The sequence below is a fragment of the Kitasatospora sp. NPDC059160 genome (assembly GCF_042755465.1).
Taxonomy (GTDB): domain Bacteria; phylum Actinomycetota; class Actinomycetes; order Streptomycetales; family Streptomycetaceae; genus Kitasatospora.
In genome coordinates this window covers 5,343-24,344 of sequence record NZ_JBHZCN010000087.1, presented here as the reverse complement: position 1 = coordinate 24,344, position 19,002 = coordinate 5,343, and the positions used below count along the sequence as shown (strand labels likewise).

General features: G+C 72.2%; 18 protein-coding genes. 12 read left to right on the top strand and 6 right to left on the bottom strand.

The window, feature by feature from the left end; all coding sequences use genetic code 11:
- Window positions 1-828: 828 nt before the first annotated feature.
- The 3 genes from ACFXOZ_RS30935 to ACFXOZ_RS30925 all read right to left on the bottom strand — a co-directional run bounded on the left by ACFXOZ_RS30935 (window position 829) and on the right by ACFXOZ_RS30925 (window position 3,354).
- Window positions 829-2,346 carry a hypothetical protein gene (locus ACFXOZ_RS30935; protein ID WP_380593433.1) on the bottom strand — a complete coding sequence of 506 codons (1,518 nt, stop codon included), beginning with the start codon at window positions 2,344-2,346 and terminating at the stop codon, window positions 829-831.
- A 78-nt stretch (window positions 2,347-2,424) separates the two neighbouring features.
- Window positions 2,425-3,066 (bottom strand): helix-turn-helix domain-containing protein, encoded by a 642-nt coding sequence (locus tag ACFXOZ_RS30930; RefSeq protein WP_380593432.1) that lies wholly within the window; start codon window positions 3,064-3,066, stop codon window positions 2,425-2,427.
- 165 nt (window positions 3,067-3,231) lie between these two features.
- Window positions 3,232-3,354 (bottom strand): hypothetical protein, encoded by a 123-nt coding sequence (locus ACFXOZ_RS30925; protein WP_380593431.1) that lies wholly within the window; start codon window positions 3,352-3,354, stop codon window positions 3,232-3,234.
- 439 nt (window positions 3,355-3,793) lie between these two features.
- Here ACFXOZ_RS30925 and ACFXOZ_RS30920 point away from each other — a divergent pair, with 439 nt between their 5' ends.
- The 6 genes from ACFXOZ_RS30920 (at window position 3,794) to ACFXOZ_RS30895 (ending at window position 9,150) form a co-directional block, all read left to right on the top strand.
- Complete coding sequence (locus tag ACFXOZ_RS30920) at window positions 3,794-5,446, top strand: hypothetical protein (protein WP_380593430.1); 1,653 nt, start codon at window positions 3,794-3,796, stop codon at window positions 5,444-5,446.
- A gap of 471 nt (window positions 5,447-5,917) precedes the next feature.
- Complete coding sequence (locus ACFXOZ_RS30915) at window positions 5,918-6,880, top strand: hypothetical protein (protein WP_380593429.1); 963 nt, start codon at window positions 5,918-5,920, stop codon at window positions 6,878-6,880.
- A 192-nt stretch (window positions 6,881-7,072) separates the two neighbouring features.
- The gene (locus tag ACFXOZ_RS30910; RefSeq protein WP_380593428.1) at window positions 7,073-7,681 is read left to right on the top strand and encodes a hypothetical protein; all 609 of its coding nucleotides are present in this window, start codon (window positions 7,073-7,075) and stop codon (window positions 7,679-7,681) included.
- A gap of 46 nt (window positions 7,682-7,727) precedes the next feature.
- A complete protein-coding gene (locus tag ACFXOZ_RS30905; RefSeq protein WP_380593427.1) occupies window positions 7,728-8,111 on the top strand; it encodes a hypothetical protein in 384 nt (127 codons plus the stop codon).
- The gene (locus tag ACFXOZ_RS30900; RefSeq protein ID WP_380522357.1) at window positions 8,111-8,503 is read left to right on the top strand and encodes a hypothetical protein; all 393 of its coding nucleotides are present in this window, start codon (window positions 8,111-8,113) and stop codon (window positions 8,501-8,503) included. The genes ACFXOZ_RS30905 and ACFXOZ_RS30900 overlap by 1 nt, the downstream gene beginning before the upstream one ends.
- 41 nt (window positions 8,504-8,544) lie before the next feature.
- Window positions 8,545-9,150 (top strand): hypothetical protein, encoded by a 606-nt coding sequence (locus ACFXOZ_RS30895; RefSeq protein ID WP_380593426.1) that lies wholly within the window; start codon window positions 8,545-8,547, stop codon window positions 9,148-9,150.
- A gap of 20 nt (window positions 9,151-9,170) precedes the next feature.
- Here ACFXOZ_RS30895 and ACFXOZ_RS30890 read toward each other — a convergent pair whose 3' ends face one another.
- The 3 genes from ACFXOZ_RS30890 to ACFXOZ_RS30880 all read right to left on the bottom strand — a co-directional run bounded on the left by ACFXOZ_RS30890 (window position 9,171) and on the right by ACFXOZ_RS30880 (window position 11,860).
- Window positions 9,171-9,800 carry a hypothetical protein gene (locus ACFXOZ_RS30890; RefSeq protein ID WP_380593425.1) on the bottom strand — a complete coding sequence of 210 codons (630 nt, stop codon included), beginning with the start codon at window positions 9,798-9,800 and terminating at the stop codon, window positions 9,171-9,173.
- Between the two features lie 328 nt (window positions 9,801-10,128).
- The gene (locus ACFXOZ_RS30885; protein WP_380593424.1) at window positions 10,129-10,431 is read right to left on the bottom strand and encodes a hypothetical protein; all 303 of its coding nucleotides are present in this window, start codon (window positions 10,429-10,431) and stop codon (window positions 10,129-10,131) included.
- Between the two features lie 133 nt (window positions 10,432-10,564).
- The gene (locus tag ACFXOZ_RS30880) at window positions 10,565-11,860 is read right to left on the bottom strand and encodes a helix-turn-helix domain-containing protein (RefSeq protein ID WP_380593423.1); all 1,296 of its coding nucleotides are present in this window, start codon (window positions 11,858-11,860) and stop codon (window positions 10,565-10,567) included.
- A gap of 477 nt (window positions 11,861-12,337) precedes the next feature.
- On the opposite strand from ACFXOZ_RS30880, the gene ACFXOZ_RS30875 reads away from it, so the two are divergent.
- From ACFXOZ_RS30875 to ACFXOZ_RS30850, 6 genes are all read left to right on the top strand, one after another.
- Window positions 12,338-12,865 (top strand): DNA-binding protein, encoded by a 528-nt coding sequence (locus ACFXOZ_RS30875; RefSeq protein ID WP_380593422.1) that lies wholly within the window; start codon window positions 12,338-12,340, stop codon window positions 12,863-12,865.
- 5 nt (window positions 12,866-12,870) lie between these two features.
- Window positions 12,871-15,090, top strand: coding sequence for a hypothetical protein (locus tag ACFXOZ_RS30870; protein WP_380593421.1), 2,220 nt, complete (start codon window positions 12,871-12,873; stop codon window positions 15,088-15,090).
- Window positions 15,087-15,791, top strand: coding sequence for a helix-turn-helix domain containing protein (locus ACFXOZ_RS30865; protein ID WP_380593420.1), 705 nt, complete (start codon window positions 15,087-15,089; stop codon window positions 15,789-15,791). Before ACFXOZ_RS30870 ends, ACFXOZ_RS30865 begins: the two co-directional genes overlap by 4 nt.
- A gap of 67 nt (window positions 15,792-15,858) precedes the next feature.
- Entirely contained in the window at window positions 15,859-16,044 is a 186-nt protein-coding gene (locus ACFXOZ_RS30860; RefSeq protein ID WP_380593419.1) for a hypothetical protein, read from the top strand.
- Between the two features lie 60 nt (window positions 16,045-16,104).
- Window positions 16,105-18,501 carry a Helicase associated domain protein gene (locus ACFXOZ_RS30855; RefSeq protein ID WP_380593418.1) on the top strand — a complete coding sequence of 799 codons (2,397 nt, stop codon included), beginning with the start codon at window positions 16,105-16,107 and terminating at the stop codon, window positions 18,499-18,501.
- Between the two features lie 78 nt (window positions 18,502-18,579).
- Window positions 18,580-18,933: a hypothetical protein gene (locus ACFXOZ_RS30850; RefSeq protein ID WP_380593417.1), complete on the top strand. Its 354-nt coding sequence runs from the start codon at window positions 18,580-18,582 to the stop codon at window positions 18,931-18,933.
- Window positions 18,934-19,002: the final 69 nt, after the last annotated feature.

Here is a 19,002-nt window from a genome sequence, read left to right as displayed (position 1 = left end):
GCGCCTGGCCCGCACCTGCGCGACGACGTCCTCGACCACCGCGGCCACCAGCTCGGGCGCGAGCTGCCCGCCGGCCTCGGCCGCGACCCGCCCACCGTTTCGCATCGCGCCGAACATTCATGATCTGTCGCTGCCTCGCGGAGGCCCGTGGTAAGGGCCCCGGCCGTGACGCTGCGAGCGCCTCGACCGGTAGCGCACCGTAGTCAAGAGCTCGGCATGGCCAGGTATCGATTCCGGTCTCAGCCACGGGGGGCTGTCGCGATCGACTCGACGCGGGGGAGTAGTGGGTGCTCGTGCAGGTTACAGGGCATGACAGAACGGACGACGCCGAAACGCGACAGGGGGTCACCACCGCTGTGGCGACCCCCTGTCCTTCACCGCCGACCCGTCAGAGCGGCTGGGCTCCTGCGGCCCGAACGGACTCAGTCGAACCCGACGTGCTCCCCGGCGTCTTGGCCCCGCGGTCGGGGCGCCGCCGCCCACTGGTCCCACCGCCACGGCACGTGGCGCGTGTGCCGCCGGTGGTAGCCGCACCCGCGGTGGCGGCAGCGGGACGGCGCGATGCGCTGGGACGCGAAGCGGTGCGGGGGGAGGAGCCATTGCCCCTCGGCCTGGGCGTGGTCGGCGCGGTGCTGCCCGCACCCCGGCCACCCGCAGATCCAGTAGCCGTCGGAGCCGTCCGGTTGGACCGGTCCCTCGCGGAACCAATGGTCGATGATCAACGGCGGTTGCGAACCCATCGTCGGAGCCTCTCGATCGGAAGGTGCCGGGGCCGGTGAGGCCGAGCGGCCCCGGGCGGGCAGCCCGGCCTCACCGGTGAACAGGTGGTCAGGCGGAGCCGTCGGCGCCGTACCGGGCCGTCAGGTCGTCCACCAGGCGGCGCAGGTCGGCGGTCATCGGGTGCAGCAACGCGATGTGCCGGCGCCAGTTGATCAGCGACCAGTCGTCGCCATCCATGCCGTTGTGGGTGGTGGTCAGCACCCAGTCACGGCCCTCGGCGATCCACACCTGATCGGGGTAGAGACCCCGGCCGAAGGCCGTGCACTCCGCGGCCGGACGGGTGCGCAGCTCGACGAGCTCGACGCCGGCGAGTTCCTGGTCGAGGTCCTCGGCCGGCAGGTAGCGGGCGCCCTCGCGCGGGTAGCGCCACGACAGCAGCCGGCCGACGCGCGCACGGAGCCCGCGGTCGACGGCGGCCTCGGCCTCCTGGGCGAGCAGCGGCGCGGCCTCCTCCGCGGTGGCCGGGCGCACCCGGCCGCAGAAGAACCAGCCCGATTCGCCGATCAGCTCGTCCGTGGGTGAGTCGCCGTCCTCGTCACGGATGTACTGCGGCCGGTCCTCCGAGACGACGACGCCGAGAAGCGACGGCATGCCGTGGACGCGGACCAGGCCGGGCGCGTCCGCGGGTACCGGCTGCTCCCACTCGGCGACCTTGAACCGGGCGATCTGACCGATCGTCCAGTGCGGGCCGGGGACGGGCTTGAACCGGCCGGGCACGCCTGCGGTGATGCGCCACGTCGGCCCGTCGTACTGGCCCGCCGCCGGCGGCGGGCAGTCGCCGTCGTGCTCGACCGACCAGAACCCGCCGACGGCCGCCGGCGGGATGAGCCAGCCTTCGAACTCGGCGACGTCCCGGCCGCAGCGTACGCACCGGTCCGCCCGCTCGTTGCGCCGGCGCGGCGGCGGGGGAGGGGCGGCCCGCTCACCCTCCGGCGGGCAGTCCCCGTCGTGCCGGACGTTCCACATCCCCTCGTGCGGGCTGCTGAGGATGCCGGTGCCCGGCTCGACCCAGCCCCCGCACTTCGAGCACGCCTGTCCGCGCTCGTTGCGCAGCGGCGGGCACTCGCCCGGCCGGTGCTGCACCGAGCGGTGCCCGGGCGTGCCGACGAGCAGGCCGGCGCCCGCCGCGACCGACTTGCCGCACAGCGCGCAGCGGTCGGCGCGCCCGTTCGGCTTCGGGGCCTGGGGCGCGGCGGCGCGCACGAGCTGCGGGGCGTGGACGCTCGGCGGGTACCGGTCCAGTGCGGTCCGCAGGGTGTTGCGGACGCCGTCGCCGAACTCCGCGCTGAACGACTTGAGGGTGCTGTCGCGCATGACGGTCAGCGCGCCCCTGGTGTTGACCCGCCAGAGCCGGACCCGCCGGGCGGTCTCCGAGGTGCGGTCGACGCCGACGATCAGCGCCCCGGCCGGCAGGCGGTACACCGCCCCGGCCTCCAGCCACGGGCCGACGCACACGTACCCGCCGCGCCTGCTCTCGTCGAGCGCGCGGAGCAGCTTGCGCCACGGCTTGACCGCCCCCTCCTCCGTCGGGGGGACCTCGATCTCGTGCAGAGGGATGGTGGACATGGAACCCCCGGTGAGGTCGGCCGCCGCCGATGGCGGCGCGAGGTGGTGGCCGCCCGTCAGGAGACGGGCGGCGGGTGGTCACTGAGAGGTGGGAGCGGGACGGGTCTCGGGTGCGTGGGCCTTGCGGCAGGCCGTGCCCCGGCAGGTGAGGTGCCGGTATCCGGCGTGGGTGCCGCACCGGGAGTCGGCCGCGGAGACGCACAGCGCCTCGCCCGCCGTGTCGAGGCACCGGCCGAACTCGGCGTTGGTACGGGCGAGCGCGTACACCTGATGGTGCGTCATGCCCACCTGCGGTGCTGCGACCTTCACGGGGGTGCCGGTTCGCACCAGGGCGAGGAGCTCCTCGCGCTTCTCCGGGGGGAACCGCTGCTCGCGGGCCCGCTGCCGGTACGCCCTCGTGCTCTTCGCGTGCCACGCCGTGCAGTCGGCGCAGGCGCAGCCGAGCCGCCACAGCGTGGACGGGTCGTACCGGTCGTGGTCGAGCGGCGGCAGGTCGTCGAGGTCCATGTCGAGGCAGGCGAGCAGCTGCTCGCCGGCCCAGGTGTAGCGGCCACCGCCCCGGCCGGGGATCGACGACCATACGGCGCCGGGCAGGTAGCCGGCGTGGTCGAGCGCGCGGATCGACTGCACCGAGACGCCCAGGAGCTCGGCGAGGTCCCGCACCGTGTACGGCGCGTCGGCGGTGATCCGGGCCCGGGCCTGCTCAAGGGGATGACTCACGGGATTTCCTTCCGAACGAACTCCACAGGTGCGGAGCAGCACGATAGTGCCCACCACTGACAACGGTCCGAGGTGGATGGAACACGGCAGGTGATCAGATCTCGCGCCGTCGTCCAGGACGAGCCGCAGCCGCGGGTGCGCGGAGACCGGGGTGCCGGCCTTTGGTCAGTCGTCGGCGCACAGCCCGTACACCGGCGGCTCCCAGGCCGGCCCGGTCGCCCACCGGTAGACGGCGCGCCAGTCATCGGCGGCCCGGGCCTGGGCGTAGCCGCTACCGGTGCGCGGCACGTAGGGCCGGTGCCGTGCCGCCTCGCACGAACCCTCGACCCAGGACTCGGACCCCGGCTCGACGTACCTCGGCAGGTTCAGGCGGGCCAGCTCACGCAGCCTGGCCGGCCCGGCCGGCGAGCGCGCGGCCCACCGTCGTCCACAGCCTCTTGAGGCGCACCTGAGCATGAAGTCGCGAGGATGGCCCCGGAGACGGCCACCACCCCCAGCCGGACGAGATGATCCGTCCCGCCTGGCTGGGAGGCCTTCCCGGCGGCATGGGAGGATGCGGTGGCCGGCCCGGTGGATGTGCCTCGACAGCTCTCCCCGGGCCGGTTTTCAAGGGCTGTTATTTGCAAATGAAAGTTGCAAATAACAGTGCGCAGTGAGATCCTGGTCACGTCGAGGCACAGGCGGTGCCAACCGGGCGCTGCCGCATACCAGTTGGAGAGCAACCCTCATGATCAGCACTGCCGGTCACCCCCAGCAGGAACCCCGGACGGAGTTCACCGTCCCGCCGGTACCCGACGGCCACCAGCCGGACGGATCCTGGCGGCGCACCCTCACCGCGCTGCACGAGCAGCACGGCGGCCTGCGCGGCCTGATCGGCGAAGACCTGCGCCCCGGCGACCAGGTCTCCCTCCCGGTCGGCCGCTTGATCGTCACGGTGGACAAGACGCCCGAGGCCGGACCCAAGCCCGTGACACTGACCGTCTGGCGCGCCGGCGAGCCGGACGCCGTGCTCCACAAGGCCTTCGGCAGCCAGAGCGGCGCCTTCGGAGCCGCGACCCGCCGTACGCTCGCCAACCTGCTCGCCGAAGGTCCGACCGCCGAAGGGCCGTGCCTGCTGGTGCGCCGGGCTCGGGCCACGTTCACCGTCCCGACCGTCCCGTCCGGTCTGCACCCGGCCAGTTGCTGGCGCAAGACCATCACCGCACTCGATCTGGCAGAGCCCGGCGGCAAGGCGGTCCAAGGCCAGTGGCTCCAGCACGGTGACACCGTCACCCTGCCCGTCGGCGCGCTGGTCGTCGTGGTCGACAAGGCCACCACCGGGTGGGCGGAGGCATGGAGCAACGGCGAGAGTTACGTCAAGAAAGACGCCACGGTCACAGTCCACCGCGTCGGACAGGACGAACCGGTCTGGACCCGGCACTTCAAGCAAGCCCGTTCCGCCTTCGGCGACATCACCCGCCGCAAGCTCCAGGCCCTGCTGGACGCCGAGGAAATCCCGCAGGACGGGCCCGAGGTGGTGCACGCGGTCCGGCGCCCGAACCACATCGCGGGGCCGTGCCGCTGGTGCGGGGCCCACCTGCCGGTCAGCTTCGGCCACCTCGTCGGCCACGGAGACGACATGGAGATCGAGCACCACGAGAAGTGCCCCGCGAAGCCCGCCGCCAGCGGCGAGGTGTGCGAGCTGTGCGGGGTGGCCGTCGTCGTCGGCCAGGCCGAGCAGGTCCTGCGGCGCGACGGGTCCGGCCACTGGACGGTCCTCCACCACACCGACCGCTACAGCTACCCGCGGAAGCGGCTGTGCGAGATCGCCCCCGTTCCGTCCCCCGAGGAGCAGCAGGCCGCTGCCGCTTCCCGCCGCGCCGCTGAGAAGGCCGCGAGGGAGAAGGAGCAGGCCGCCGAGCTGCGCCGTGCCGACAACCGCAGGAAGAACCTGGAGAAGAAGCTGGCCGCGGAGAGGGCCGAACAGGACCGCGTGGCCGGCCTCAAAACGGTGTCCCGGACCACGAAGCCGGTGTTCGACAAGGGCCTCGGCCAAGGGCGCCGGGCGACGTTGGAGGAGCACACCGACCTGCTGGAGGACGGCACCAGCACCACCCGCTGGTCGGTGCACGTCTCCTACTCCGGCAGCGGCTTCAACGGCGAGGACTACGACCCCGACGAGGGCACGGAACAGTCGTACAGCACCAAGCGGGAGGCCCAAACGCACTACCGGACGCTGCAATGGGAGCCCGAGCCCCGACGGGAGCGTCCCTCCGGCCCGCCCTGCGACAACTGCGAGCAGCCCGGTGCCCGCCACCCCCGCCACGACTCCTCCGGCATCGCCGGACGCGTGTGCGACCACTGCAACCAGGACGACGACTTCCAGCTCTCGTTCGCCTGAGAACCCCCGGGCCGGGCCGCCCACCACAGCGGCCGGCCCGGCCTACCGCCCCTGGGAGGGGACGATGACCGACCCGAGCACCGCCAAGGCCGACCGAGGGCCGGACTGGCCGCTCACCCGAAGCGAGCTCGCCCGCCTCCACCACGTCGAGCCCTCCACCGTGATCCGTGCACTGTCCAAGGCAGCCAAAGCCCCCCGGACAGACCCCTTCCTCCCCCCACCACCCCAGCCGGTCAACCCCGGCGCCGCGCAACCCCGCTACCACCCGGCCGAATTCGCCGCCTGGTGGCCCCACCGGCCCCGGCCGGGCCGCCGACACTGATCCACCACTACCACCGGCGCCAGCGCGATGACTGTGTGTCACACCTTGCCCGTACGCTTCGCTCCAGACCTACCGCCATACGAGGCACGCTCCAGGCGCCGCACCGACCGCCCGCATCCGAGCAGCGCCTCTGCCGAGAGGAATACCCGTTGAGCACCTCCCCGCAGCCGCCCTTCCCGAACACGCTGGCCGTCGGCCAGCCCTACAGTCCCCACATCACCCGCTGGCGTGACGGAACCGCCGAGCTGCGCCTCACGGCACAGGGCGCTCAGTTCGTCTTGGCCGTCAGCAAGCCGGCCAAGCACGAGATCAAGGCGTTCGCGAAGGGCAACGCCGAGTTCGCCGTCGTCAACGGCGACCACGTGACGCTTCTCCTGTACAAGTTCACGGACCCCTTCGACAGCAACCCCAAGCACGGGCTCCCCTGGTCGGACGCCCCCTGGGAGTACCACCGGCAGGCCCAGCTCGCGCCCGCCGACCTGCCGACGAGCGGTGTCCCGCTCTACCTCGCCCTCGTCGACGCGGACACCGGCATCACCCAGGCGCTGCGCCTGATCGGCCTCCCGGCCGAGTTCTCCGCCGCTTTGCGCGAGGGCATCGTGCGCCAGAAGGCACACCCCATGGACAACAACGCCGCGACGGCCGAGATCAACCGGTTCTACCAACAGGCCCCCAGTGACCTTGTCCTGATCGCCGACTCCCGCTTCGAGGCCCTCCGCGACGGCACGGCCGACACCACCCAGCTCACCCTCGGGCCGGCATCCGATGAAGACGCCGAAGGCCAGGTGAAGTCCCCGGCCGACGGCAAGGCCGACGCGGCACTCCGGCTGGCCGCCCCGTACGGCACCCCCCGCCCCTACCCGGGTGTCCTCCCTGCCGATCTGATCCCCTGGCACACCTGGATCGCGGACTGCGGTCACTCCGTCGTCGTCGCCATGGCCGAGGAACTCGCCAAGCATCCGGACAAGCCGGACTACTTCCTCATTCCGGCATCTCCGCAGACGGTCATGCGGCTCGGCTACACCTGGGTGGACGGGTACCCCGCCGTCAGCGGGCTGAACTATGACCCCGAGCTCGGCCTCATCACTCCGGACGACGAGTACGAGTTCTGATCGACAGGGATCGACGGTCGGAGCGGCGGCCGATCAGTGCCGCCGCCCGAACCGGCCCCGGCGCGGACGTGTCGTGGACCCCGAGACCTGTGAGCGACCGCCGCTGAGCCGACGCCGGTGCCCCTGCCGACCGCCGGCAGGGCCTTCCGCCCGGAGTCGGCCTGACGAGAACCCGTAGAAGGGCAGCCCCTGGTGAACCATGACAACCCCCGTGCCACCTTCCTGGTGGGTGGCGTCCCGGTCGCCCGCGACGTCCCCGCGGAGTTCATGCCCCACGTGATGGCCGAGCAAGCCAGGGACATGATGCGCCTGCACGACCTGGCCCGCAGCGCCACGGAGCTGAGCACCTTCGCCGCACGCGACGCCCGGGACCTCGTCCAGGGCCAGCCCTTCGCCAGCAAGATCGACTTCTATCGGGCCGAGGCCGCCCGCATCGGGCGCAGCCCCGACGACGGCGAGACCGCCTACGACGTGTGGACGGACGCCAGCCCGCTGGCTCGCCGGGACGCGCTACTCGGGGCCGCGTGGGCCGCCCGAACCCTGCCGGAGCTGCCGCCGACCCCCGGCGCCTGGCCCGACCCCCGCGCCACCGCCGAGGCCCTGCACGAGTTCGCCCGCCAGCACCCCGGCGACAACCCGGGGACCTTCCTACCGATGCCCGGCGGACCGCTCCCGCACCCCGCAGCGCTCATCGCCACCACCTACCTCGATGACACCGAGAGCGACCCCGTCGAGCAGTGCTCCGCCCTGCTCATCCTCGCCTACGGCGCCGTGCGCGCCCGCGCCGCCAAGAAGAGCTAACCAGCCCGGGGTGCCGCCGCCGGGCCAGCAGCGAAGGAGCAACGTCGTGATCCCGCTGGACCCCGAGACCGAGGACCACCCGTCCACCGACCACCTCGGGCGTCGCGTCTACGGCTCGGACTGGAACGACGACTCGGGCCCCGAGCCCGCCCGCGCCTACCGCAATCTGCGCGGCGGGCACCTCGACGGTCTGCTGCTGTACGTCGGGGGCTGGAGCGAGGATCGGATCTCCGGCGGCGCCTACCTCATCGTCCCGCGACCCAGAGGGCCGGCGGGCGGACTACGAGCCGCGCCCAGACGACCTGGAGCGCTGGGACTACCGCGGACCGATCGCGTGCTGATCCAGGTGGACCGCCACCTCGCCGGGCACGGCCCGGGGCCGGGCGTCAGCGATACGATGGCGGGCCAGACCAGCCGAGGGGGGAACTGATGGGCAGGCCGCCGATGGACGACGGACGCCACGGACCGGTGCGGGAGCTTGACCCCATTGCCTCGGCACGTGCCGGTGAGGCCGTCCACCGCATGGTCTGCCAGTGCGGAGAGCCGACCGGCGATTTCGCCGGGCACGCGATCCACGCCCGTGAGGTCCTCCAGGTCCCGGGCCCGGCCTGGCTGCCGGTCGGCGCCCGGCTCGCGCTGCTCCTCGCCGGCGGGGTGGCCCTGGCCATCGGCCTCATGCTGATCGCCGACAACCTCCTCACCGGCACCGCCCGGTTGGTGCTGCTGGGCCTCGCCGGGCCGACCGCCTTCGGCGCCACCATGGGCCTGGCCGTGTTGCTGCGCCCCTACATCGTCCCGAACGGACGTCACCCGATGGGGTGACGGCGCGTCTGCGTCGGCCAGGGCTGCGGAATGATCGCGGCATGTACGCGAACCTGAACCCGACCGAGGGTCAACTGCGCGCCGCGCTGGCGGCATTGGGCATCGACATCCCGGGCACTCTGGAGCACGAGGACGACGCGGTGCGCGCTGGCCTGCTCGCGGCGCACCTGCGCCGTGCGGCCGATCACGCCAGCTACAACCTGGTCGCCTCCGCCGACTCCCGCACCGTGCTGGAGATCTCCGAGGGCAGCAAACCGCTGGCCTGGCCGGTGCCCGAGGACCACCAAGCCCGGGTTCTCGCCCACCTCGGCCGGGCGGACGGCCACTTGGCCGTCCTCGCCGAGGACTTCGCGCCGCCCGGTGCGGTGGCGCTGAGGACCGGCGGCAAGGTCGAGGAGGGCTTCGCCGCGGCGGCGGCCAAGCTGCTGGAGGCCGCCGGCGAGACGCTTCGGTTCCGGTCAAGGCCGGACGAGGACGACCAGGCGGCGGAGGAGCAGCACGCCCAGCAGGTGATCGACAACCTGCACGAGGGCGAGGAACTGCTGAACAGGGCGCTGAACCGCCGCGAAGCGGCGCGGTTCGGTGTGGAGGACATGCTCCTCACCGACGAGTCAGTTGAGACCCGGGCCACCGGCCTCGATGGCTGACGGCCCGGGGTGAGTGCGGCTTAGATGCCGAGCTTCTCCGTGATCTGTTCCTCCATGTGCATCGGCCACATCTGCTGGTCGAGGGCGTGGTCCTTGTGGTCCTCGCACACGAAGCCGGGCACGGCGCGCTGGTCCCGGCGGAGGTAGTGGGCGTCGTACACGCCGCACAGCGTGCAGGGGATGCCGCGGTCCGCCCGGTGGGGCAGGTTGACGGGGACTTCGGCGCCGACAAGGTGCGGCAGGTCTGCCGCGGTGCGGCGCTTTGGGGTGAGGAGCTGCTGCACCGGGTGGCGGTTGTTGCGGTGGACGGTGACCACGGGCAGGGCGACGAGAACCGGCTTGTCCTGGCCGCGGTGGCGCATCCACATGCTCACCGGGCCGGGGTCTCCGGCGTCGGTTCGGGCCCGGGCGGTACGGACGAGCTCGGTGTGTTCGTCCGCGAGCATCATCACGAACAGATGTTCGCCAACCCGGCGGTAGTGCGGACGCAAGGCGGTCGTCTCCCAGCCCCAGATCTGACACAGCTCCACCGCGCTGAGCCGGCCTGCGGCCCACCTGCGGACGTCGCGCTCGGCCGCGGCGATCTGGCTGATGCTGGTCATGATGCCGGCGGCGGCGAGGGATTCCCGCAGCTCGCGAAAATCCCTCATGTCTTCCCTGCTGATCGGTGACGACATGGCGGTGCCCTTCGGGGACGGTGTGGCGCGCAGCCGGGCGGAACGCTCCGGCGCGGACCGGCGGAGGCCGGCGAACCCTCGAGGGCTGATGGACTTCACGGCAGGGGATGTACCGCACCTGCCGGTGAACAGGGTAGCGGGCGAAGAGCGGGAAGGGAGCTCGCCAGTGCCTTGTGTGCCTACATCGCGATCATGGGGCTGCTCTGCGGAACCACGGGAAACCGCCGCTCCAGCCCCAGATGACGGGCCTGGCTGCTCGGGGTGGAGGCGGCGACCGCCTGGCCGCCGCCCCGCCGGTGCTCTACAGGGCGTTGAGCCGGTCGAGCGCCTGGCGCAGCTCGGGGAGGGTGGCGCCGTGGCCGTACTGGATGGAGCCGGCCAGGTCGCGGACGGCGGTGTGCAGTGCCTGCCCCTGGTCCGACTCGCCCCAGTGCGGCCAGCCGGTGACGGCCAGCCCCAGCTTCTCCTGGGCGTAGTAGATGTCGGTGCGGGGGGCGTCGTCGTCTGGGTTGGCGAGGTAGCGCTCCAGGGCGGCGTAGAGCTCGTTCCCGGCGTCCACGAGGTCCTGCGGGGGTGTCGTCATGTCGTCTGCATCGTTGATCATCGGGTGATCGTAGGAGGGGATCATGTGGGCTGACCAGCGGGTTTCGCCCCAGACTGGTATGAGCGCGGCTTGGCCAGTGCTCATGTCGGTGGTCTTCGGCATGCCGTTGGGGGAGGCGGCGCGCACGCGCGCGCTACTTCGTTGCGGCGCTGAGCAGTTCCGGGTCGAGCTGCTCATCGCGCACGTAGGGGTTGTCGCGGCCGCCGAGTCCGAAGGCGCTGTAGATCCGGGCGAGGGCCTGGTAGGCGTCGGCCTCAGGCGATCCGGAGGCCGACCAGTCGAGGTTGAAGGTGTCGACGGAGGCATCCCGGGGCGAGCCCTGGAAGGGGAAGCCCGGGTTGGCGCCGGGGGCCAGGCGAACCCCGCCGAACCCGGTGGCGACCACCCGGTGCTGCCACGGCCCGGGGACGGTCGGCCGGATGTGCTGGTCGACCAGGCGGTAGTACTCGTAGGTCATCTCGGAGAGGGTGAGGACGTTCAGGCGGCCGGCGGCCTGGTAGTTCTCGTTCATGGCCCAGCCCAGCATCTCCGGGGTGGCGAGCGCGGCCGCAGTGACCGTGCCGTCGGCGGCGACGGCGACGGCACGGCGGGGTTCGGACAGGAGCAGTCCGCCGGCGAACGGGACCGAGCGGCTGGGAGCGAAGGCGAAGTTGAAGCCGCCCTGGCGCAGGGGTTGCTGGCGCTCCAGGGCGCCGCGGATGCCGGTGTCGTCGTGCAGGGCCGGCAGGAAGGTGGCGGGAACCTCGGGGGAGCTCTGCCAGAACAGGACCGGAACGTCGTCCCAGCCCTGGTGCTCGGCCAGGGCCTGCCGGGCGCCGGCCGGGTCGACGGGCGGCGCCGGGGGAAGCGGCGCGGCGGGGTGTATCCGGCGGCGTACCCCGCCGTTGATCAGCGAGTAGACATCGTCGGGGGACAGGAAGTCGGTCTGGTCACCGTTGCGGATCGGGACGCACCAGGTGTCGACGTTCCTCCCGTCCGGCTGGGGCGTACGGCGGACGAGGGCGTAGCGCTGGTCCTCGGGGAGCTGCTCCACCTCGATCACCAGGTAGGAGCCGGTGGTGCCGTCGCCGTTGTCCGGGTGGGAGAAGAGGGCGAGGTGGACGGACAGGAGCGGGCGGGCCTCGGAGGCGAGCGCCTTGATGTAGGCCTCCGCCGTGATCCGGGCGGGGTCGAAGGGGGTGAGTGCGGCGGCGGTCTCGTACAGCTCGCCCGGCTGCCGGACGGCCTTGACGCCGCAGACGATCAGACCGCCGGCGCGGTTGGCGAAGGCGGCGACGTCCTTGGCCATCTCGACCTTGCTGTGGGCGTTCCGCAAGTCGTAGGGCTCGGCCTTGAAGTCGAGCCACTCGGACTCCGCGGTGCCGAGCAGGTCCTGGGGGCGGCCGGAGCCGAGCGCGGCGACCAGCTCGGTGCGGCTGTTGAGTGCCATGGCGCCGCATCCTAGTGTGACTGGCAGCCGTAGTTGGCGGGACAGTTGTGCAAACGCGCAGGTCGGGGGCGCCCCTGGAAGTCGTAGTTGGCGAGCACTGGCAGTGATAGTTGGCGGCGCTGCCCCCCGGGAGCACACCACCGCCAGCGAATCCCCAGGTCGCGAGGCCAAAGGCAGGTGATCCGCCAACTATCACTGCCAACCGCCAACTACGACTTCCCGTCACACCTAGCCGGGCCGGGGCGGCCCGCACCGATCCGCTTATAGTCCTTCTCGCTATCGAGAAAGACTATAGACAGCGGCAGCTCCATCCCCTAGGGTGTGCTTAGTGTTTTTTGCTAAGCAACGAGACTATGGAGGATGGTGTCGGTGTACCTGACGACCGGCCAGGCAGGATCGGCCCTGGGATGCTCTGGACCGACCGTCAGAAAGCTCCTGGCCACCGGCACGATCCCCGGTGCCCGCACCGAAGGCCGCATGATCGTGCCCAGCGGCGCGGTCGAAGTGCTCCAAGAACGCAAGCAGCCCGACCTGGCCATACTCGGGCGCCCCGAGATCACCGTGCTGCGCACCGGCGGTCCGGAGCGAGTCCAAGGTGACCCGGACCAGGCATGGAGCGGCTTCCATGTCGACCTCTCCGAGAAGGACCTGCTGACCGGCCTGTCCGGCTGGTGGCGCTGCGACCCCGACAGGGTGGCCGCCACGAGGGTCATGCCGGTCACCGTGGCCGGGTTCGTCGTCGCCGTCCTCACCGGACTGGACGAATGGACCCGAGGCGGCGGCGGCACCTCCCTGCGATACCGCTTCACCAGCGCCCGCCTCGCCGGATACCTCACCGACCTCACCGCCCCGGTCAACCGCATCACCACCGCGCCGGCCGGCACCGACGACCGCCGCCTGGCCGACCTGCTGCTCGGCACCCGGCTGGACTCCAAGTCCAGCGGCCCGATCGCCTACGTCCCCAGCCACCCCGCTACCGACCCGGCCTCCGCCGAAGGGGAGTGAAACCGATGGACCGCGCAACTTACAACGCCCAGCTCAAGGAGCTGCGCCCGCTGCGCGACAAGGCCGCCGCCGCCGCCAAGGAAGTCGTCGCCGCGCAGAAGGCACTCACCCAGAAGCAGTCCGCCTTCGACATCCTGAACGCGGAGCGCGAGACCAGGATCAAGGCGCTCGCCGCCTACGAGGGAGCTAGCGGGGAGGCCGTCGCCAAGGCAGGCGGGTTGAAGCTGGCGGACGTGGTCCGCATCGCCCCCAGCCTGGACCCGACCCCGCCCGAGGTTCGCGCCGCCCTCAGCGCCACCAGTTCGGCAGAGGCTGGCCCGGCGGCCCCGCCCGTCGAGCACAGCGCCATCGCCCCCGCCTCCGCCGAAGCGACCGTCGCCGCGCCCCGTACCGTCCTGGTGGGCCCTCCTGCCACTGCCCCGGCCCCGGCAGCCGTGGAGGAGTCGGAGCAGGCCGTGCCCATCGAGCCGTCCGGCGACACGGAGTTGCGTCAACGCGTGCTCCCGTCGATCCCGGACGGGCCCGGTGCGCAGGCCTACACGCGGATCGCCGAGGTGAAGCGCAGGCGCCCGACGTGGGAGCAGAACGCCTACCACACCGTCTGGCTGGACGCCCGCACCGGCGACCTGGCCACCGCCACCCGCCAGTTGCAGGTGGACCTGGGCGGCCGAACGCCCGGCGAGATCCTCGACGCGGTGATCGCCACGCTGCCGAACACCCGCCGGATCTACATCACCGGCGGCGACCCCTGGCACCAGAACTCCGAGCGCCACCCAACTCTGATCGGGGCCGTCGCGGACTGGCTCAACACCCCGAGCCCGCGCTGGGAGCCCCGGCTCGGCCGCGGTGCCGGCCAGGACCCTCTCGCCAGCCACCTCGTGCACGAGCGCAAGCCGGTGGGCCGCTACCGGCCTGCTGATGCCGAGCGCAACGCCGGAGCCGTCGAAATCCTGTCGGCCGCGCAGTGGTTCGAGCCGGGCGGGGCGGACGCCGCGCTGGTGCGCGATGCGTTCGTGCTCATGCGAGACGCCCTGCGCCGCCAATGGGACGACGCCGTGATGATGAGCTTCCCCTCCTCCATGGGCCTGGACCTGTGGAAGCGCACCATCCCGGTGAGCGGAGCCTTCGCCGGGGGCTACCCGGTGATGAGCGCGGAACTGCGCGAGCTCGTGCACGAGACCGCCGGCCAGGGTCGAACCGAGCTGATCCTGCCGCCGCGCGTCCCGGCAGAGCTTCCGGGTCTGGCCGAGTACGACCGCACCCTGGCCTACGGCCGCCACACCTGGCGCTCCGGCGTCGGCGCACCCAACCGGCTCACCGGCCGCATGTTCCAGACCCTTGACCGCAAGGAACAGACCCGGGCCCTGATGGCGCCCTCCCACTGGCAGATCCGCGCGACCGTGCCCGAGGACTGGCGGCACGTCGGCCTGCTGCCCTGCCCGGTCCCGGGCGACCGGGCCTGGGAGTACCCCGCCACTCCCGGCACCACGTTCACCACCTGGGCCAGCGGAGCGGAGATCAACGTCGCGCTCAACAACCCGCAGCAGACGCCGTGGCGGATCGAGATCCTCGACGGCCTGGTGTGGAAGGAGGCCAAGCCACTGGACGACTGGTCGAACAAGCTCAAGACGGCCTGGTCGGGCCTGGTCAACCTGTCCCGGGTGCACGGGAACGAACGCACCCGCCGCGCCGCCCACCTCGCCTCCCGAGGCATCCGCAGCATCCTGCTCTACGGCATCGGCAAGTTCGCCCAGCGCCCCGGGATGAACACCGGCACCACCCCGAGCGGGCAGCCCGTCCCGGACGGCGCCGAACTGATCGACGACGACGGCACCGTTCAGACCTGGCGCCGCCTCACCACCACGGACCGGGACGCCTTCGCCCACCCCGAGTGGGCCGCCGGAGTCTGGGGCGGCGCCCGGGCCGCCCTGCTCGACATGACCATCAAGGACGGCAGGAACATCCTCGCCCGGGTCGGCGCCCTGCACCTGCCCGCAGGCTCCGTCGTCGCACTGCGCACCGACGCCGTCTACACCACCCACCCTGTGGAGTGGCCCTACCGAGGACAGCCGGGTGAGTACCTGGCCAAGGGCTACCTGCGCGGCCCGGTCGCCGCGCCGCGCAGCGAGGACGACCTGCTGGCGCTGCGTGAGCTCGGGCGGGCCCGCTTCGACGCGGAAGCCTTCCATGCGGCGGCGCAGGCGGTGGCCGGAGGTGCACGGTGAGTCCCGCCGACCCGAGCAACCCGAACGAGGCGGCGCGCCTGACGCAGGAGATCCTCGACGAGGGCTTCACCAAGCGACAGGTCGCCAGGATGCTCGGGCGCGACGCCTCCCTGGTCTCCCAGTTCTTCACGAAGGGCAAGGGTGCGAGCATGGTCGGTGCTCTGCGCCAAGTGGTCCGGGCGGTGCGCGGCGGCGAGCGCGACCAGGAGTCGCTGGCAGGCATCGCTCAGCAGAACATCACCCGCCGCACCGGCAGGGGCGGCGAGAAGGCCCGGGTCCGGCGCCCCAACACCATCGGTATCCCGGGCAGGAGCATGGCGGGCCGAGCAGGCAAGCAGGCGATCAGCTCGGGTGCCGGGCACCTCGCGCAGGTCGTGCACGCCACCGGCCAGGCCGGGGGTCGGCTGGCGTTCACCGTCCGTATGAAAGCGAACCAGTTCCTGCTGTCTTCCGGCTCGAAGGAGGACTCGCCAGGGCTTCGGCGCGGGGTCCTGCCCCGCACCGACGGCACCGAGGAGCGCCAGTACGGCGACGCCGCCCACGGCGGGTTCGACGCCGCCGAGTGGAGCCGAAGGGTCGCCGAGCACCACGGGGACGTCACCGAGGCGATGCAGGAGTGGCTGGTCGCGACCGGACGCGCTGTACCCGACGCCGAGATCGAATACCTCGAAGTCCGTGGCTGGAAGCGCCCGGGCCGGTAGCCCGAGCGACCGTCACTGCCCGCCCCCGCTCCACTCGGGGGCGGGCCCTTACCGGGAGAGAGCGCCCGTGCCAGCCCAGTTCACCTTCAACGCCGAGACGCGCACCACCACCTGTCGCGCCTGCTCGGTCTCCGAGATCGACACCGCCACCGAGGAGGAGGCCAAGATCTGGCGCGCGACCCACCTCCGGCACTGCCGCCCGCCGGCCGCGACGAACCAGACCGCGAAGATCCTCCCGCTGCGCCCCCGGTAGACCCGCGCCCTCAGGCCCAGCGCTCCGACCCACTCACCACCGAACGAGAAGGACACCTCCGTGGACACCACCGGGCCCGAGACTGGCACCCTCTCGCCGGAGACCGCCGCCGATCTCGCCGAGGCAACGGCTCTTGTCGAGGCCGTCACCCGGCCGGGCAACCGCCGCCTGCCCACCCCGCGGGTCCGCCTCGCCGACCTGAGGGACTACCAGAAGGAGGCCGTGAAGGCAGCCGTCCGGCAGGTGAAGCACGGCGGTCGCGGGATCATGGAGATGGCCTGCGGTGCTGGCAAGACCCTGGTGTCCGCGACCTGCGCCAAGCGGCTCGCTCCCTACGGCCGGGCCCTCGTGCTCGTGCCGACGATCGAGCTGCTGGAACAGACGGCCACGTCGTGGAGCCACCTCGGCGGCCGGAAGGGCGTGGCGATCGCCGCGTGCTCCAAGGAGGAGGCGCTGGACAGCGCCGAAGCCGGCGCGCACGTCGAGGGGCACGTCACCACCGACACCGCCGAGCTGGCCGACCTGGTCACCCGCGTCCCGGCCGGGCACCCGGTCACCGTCTATGCCACCTACGCCTCCCTGGAGCGGCTGGTCCGCGCCCACGACGAGTACGGCCTGCCCCAGTGGGACCTGGTCATCGTCGACGAGGCCCACCGCACCGCCGGAGCCCTGGAGAAGTCCTGGGCCGCCGTCCACGAGGACACCAAGGTCCCGGCTCTGCGGCGCCTCTACTTCACCGCCACCCCGCGGATCGCGGCCGAGACACCGGGCGGCGACCTCTCGGACCTGGTGATGGGCACCGCCAAGCCCTCGCTGTACTCGATGGACGACGAGAACGTCTACGGCCCCACGATCTACCGGTGGTCCTTCGAGGCAGGCGTCGTCGGCGGCTGGATCGCGGACTACAAGATCCTCGTCCCCGTCGTGACCGACCAGGACCTGTGCGACCTTCTCTCCCTGCCCTCGATCGCCGACCTCCGCTCCCAGCGCACCAACGTCGACCTGCAACGGCTCGCCCTCCAGGTCGCCGTGCTGCGGGCGATCGCCGACCTGGGACTGCGCCGCATCATCTCCTTCCACGCGCGGATCACCTACGCCCGCGAGTTCGCCGCGACGATCACGGAGACCGCGGCCCTCCTCCCGGACTACGACCGGCCCGAGCGGATCTGGGCCAAGGCGGTGGCCGGCACCGACCCCCGCCGCGAGCGCCAGCAGGCCTTCGCCGAGTTCCGCCAGCACACCGGGGAGCGGGAAGGGCAGGAGGGCGAGGAGTGCGGCATCCTGTGCAACGCCCGCCTGCTCGCGGAGGGCATTGACATGCCCGCGGTCGACGCGGTGGTTTTCGCCGACCCGAAGACCTCCGTCGTCGACATCGTCCAGGCCCTCGGCCGGGCCGTCCGCCAGCAGCCCCAACAGGGCAAGGTCGCCTACATCATCATCCCGGTCTACATTCCCAGCCCCGACGCGGACGGCGAGGAAGCCGACGACCTGCCCACCGCCGACCCGGCCATCGTCGGCCAGGCCGGGCCCCAGGTACAGGAGGAGGCCGAGCAGGCGGTCAGCGCCTCCGCCTACGCCCCGGTGCTGCACGTCCTGCGCGCCCTGGCCAGCGTCGACTCCCGGGTCGTCGGCCGAGTCGCGGACCTGCGCACCCACCGCCGACAGGACCACCTGCTCAAGACGGACCCTCGCCTCACCGACGCCGACGACGCAGAGAGCGGTGACGGCACGCCGTCCGCCGAGACCGAGGAGGAGCCGCTCGCCTGGCTGCGCATCGACGCCAAGCGCCACCGGGGCGACATCCTGCGCAGCCTCAAGTTGCGCATGTTCTCGCCCAGGGCTCAGGAGTTCGAGCACATGCTCGGCGTCGCCACCGCGTTCCACGTCGAACACGGTCACCTCGACCCCCCGAACACCGAGGAGAACCGCGAGCTGCACACCTGGCTGCGCAACCAGCGCCACCTCCACGAGACCGGTGCCATGAACCCGGCCCGACGCTCCGAGCTCGACGCCATCGGCATGATCTGGAGCAAGACCGCCCACGCCTGGGAGCGCGGCTACGCCTACGCCAAGGCATGGCACCACTTCCACGGAGACCTGGCGATCCCCAGCAGGGCGACCCTGGACGACTACAACATCGGTCGCTGGATGCGCCGCCAGCGCCTCGACCCCGATCCGGCCGAGGCACAGCAGGCGACGCTGGACGCCCTCGACCCGCTGTGGCGCCTCGACCCCGAGTGGAGCCGCACCTACCGCAGGATGGTCGCCTACCTCAAGGCGGGCGGAACACTCACCGGAACCGCAACTCGCACCGGCGGGAAGGCGGACCCGACGCTGCGACCGGGCAAGTGGCTGGCGAAGCAGGCAGCCGCCCGGGAGGCCGGGACGCTGACCGACCAGCAGATCGCCCTGCTGGAAACCCTGAACGAGCACGTCCAGAGCAGCACCTCGGACTGACCGTCGGCCCCGGCCGTACGGCACCACTGTGCACCACCTCCGCCGGCCCCGCCCTGGGGCCGACGGCGTTACCGACACGTGCGCGAGCACCTGGTGGCCAGCGTGCCCGGGGAGGAGCGCGAGGCCCGGCACCAGGGGATGGTCGACTCCTGCCGCGAGGAGGGCCTGGCGGTCGTCGCCTCGCTCACCGCCGAGTTGGTGCTCGGCCCCGGGCGCCGGATCACGGTTCGCCTGACCGACGGCGACGCCTACCAGAGCGTGCCGATCGAGGAAGAGGGGCAGCCGGTGCGGACGTGGCGGCTGCCCGGCAGGGACCGGCTGGAGCTGCACCACGGCATGCACGAGATCGGCCGGATCGTCTGGCGGATGCTGCGCGCAGAAGCGTCGGCCGCCCGCCCGCCCCGCCGGCCGAGTCCCGGTGCGAAGGCGTGAGCGCCGGCTGGTAGCGCGGTGGGCCCGGGGGTGTGCACCCCACCAACCGGCCCACCCCCCCCGTATGAA